Origin of the sequence: Halomonas ventosae (assembly GCF_004361885.1) — a bacterium.
In the GTDB taxonomy this organism is placed as follows: Bacteria; Pseudomonadota; Gammaproteobacteria; order Pseudomonadales; family Halomonadaceae; genus Halomonas; species Halomonas ventosae_C.
On sequence record NZ_SNWH01000053.1, the window covers coordinates 1 to 1,906 of the forward strand.

Consider the following 1,906-nt stretch of genomic DNA (forward strand, 5'->3'; position numbering starts at 1 on the left):
ATCGAGTAGGAGGGGGAGTCGCCTCCCCCGTCCTCTCACACCACCGGGCATACGGTTCCGTACCACGGCGGTTCACGAAGAACGATTAAGCCCTCTTGACCGTGTCCAGTACCGAGATCAGACCCAACCAGTCGAACCACTTCCGCGGCAGGGCCTGATTCATGTGCGAGGCACCGGCATTCCACCAAGGACCTCGCCCATTCCCCGCTGACTTCCAGGCACGCTGCTCGTCCAGGCCCAGCGCCAGAAGCTTGCGCCGCCGGGTCCATGGGCGTTTCCACTGCCGCCAGATCACACAGCGCAGCCGACGGCGTATCCACTGATCCAACGCTTCCAGCGGGCGCTTCACATCAACGAGGGAGAAGTAGTTGGCCCAGCCCCGCAGGGCGGGGACCAGCTCCTCAATGACTCGCCGTATGTTGCGCCCCCTGCCGCGCTTGAGGATCTCGCGGACACGCTGCATCAGGCGCTGCAAGCTGGCTTTGGCCAGCGTCAGCTTCGGCAGTTTGTGCCTGGTCAGCGTGTAGCCCAGATACTCCCGGTTCCACGGCCGTTCCACCGCACTCTTGTCGCGATTGACCGTCAGCTTGAGTGAGCTCTCGAGAAAATCACTCAGACTGGCCATGACGCGCTCGCCCGCTCGCCGACTCCTGACATACACCTGCAGGTCGTCGGCGTAGCGGCAGAAGCGGTGACCGCGGCGCTCCAGTTCCTTGTCCACGTCATCCAGCAGGATGTTCGCTAGCAGTGGGCTCAGCGGCCCACCCTGGGGCGTGCCCTGCCGGCGTGGCGCGGCCAGGCCATCCTGGAACATCCCGGCTTCCAGATAGCGTCGGATCAGGCGCAACACTCGCTTGTCGCAGACGTGGCGCGCGACCCGGGCCATCAGCAGGTCGTGGTTCACTCGGTCGAAGAAGGCTTTCAGGTCAAGGTCGACCACCCAGCGGTGGCCGGCGGCGACATGGTCCTTCATCGCCGAGACGGCCTGCTGGGCGCTGCGCTTGGGGCGGTAGCCGTAGTTCGATGCCGAGAATCCCGGGTCGAAGCGCGGCGTCAGCACCTGCAGCAGCGCCTGCTGGATCAGCCGGTCGGTGACCGTGGGGATGCCAAGCTGTCGCGTCCCGCCCTTGGGCTTGGGGATCTCGACGGCTCGGATTGGGCTGGGGTGGTACTCACCGGCCAGCAGCCGCTCGCGCAGCGTCGGCCAGTGTTGCTTCAGATGGTCGGCCAACTGGTCCACCGTCATGCCGTCGGCACCCGGCGCCCCTTTGTTGGCGACCACCCTACGGTAAGCCCGCGCCATGTTGACCTTCTCTACCACGGCCTCCATGAGCGGGTCGGGCTCCGCTTTCGTCCACGATGACGACGCCGGAACCGTCTCGACGCCCACCGGCTGGGACCCGGGGTACTGCCCCTGCCCCTCTGGGTGGGTGGCGGTATCAGCGCCACTTTCTGTCTTCATGATCGATCCTCGAGACGTCATCGCCTACTCACGGTTCTTCATGTTCGGCCCTTGGTGCCGCGGTAAACCGGCACTTACTATGGCCTCGGCTGACGTCTGGTGGCCCATCCCGCCGCCTCTCGACGCCGGTAGCACCGTGGCAGACCACCAGACCTCCCAGGGTAAGACGCGCGACCTTCCCGCTTATGCCTGTCGGATATACGTCATGGCGTTCCGTGCAAGTACCGGGCTTTGATGATGCATGCCACCTCACCCCGCCATGCCGCCTCGTATCCGCTTCCTGTTCGTCAGGCCAGCGTTTTGCTTCAGGCTGCCTTCAGATTCCCCCTCACGGGAGACACCCTTGCCGTCGGCTAGCACTTCCCCTTGCCGGGCGTGCAGGGGACTTTCACCCCCAAGTCATTCCAAGGCACCACCCTTGGAAACAGCGCCAGTCAGGCGCTG

General features: G+C 64.9%; 1 protein-coding gene. It reads right to left on the reverse strand.

Features of this window, described 5'->3' with window-relative positions; all coding sequences use genetic code 11:
• Window positions 1-85: 85 nt before the first annotated feature.
• Window positions 86-1,462, reverse strand: a complete 1,377-nt coding sequence (gene ltrA / locus DFO68_RS15320) for a group II intron reverse transcriptase/maturase (RefSeq protein ID WP_208107455.1) — start codon at window positions 1,460-1,462, stop codon at window positions 86-88.
• Window positions 1,463-1,906: the final 444 nt, after the last annotated feature.

What these genes read in the sequence shown, in the direction of transcription:
- ltrA (WP_208107455.1), bottom strand. Translation starts at nt 1,462, where the DNA reads ATGAAGACAGAAAGTGGCGCTGATACCGCCACCCACCCAGAGGGGCAG.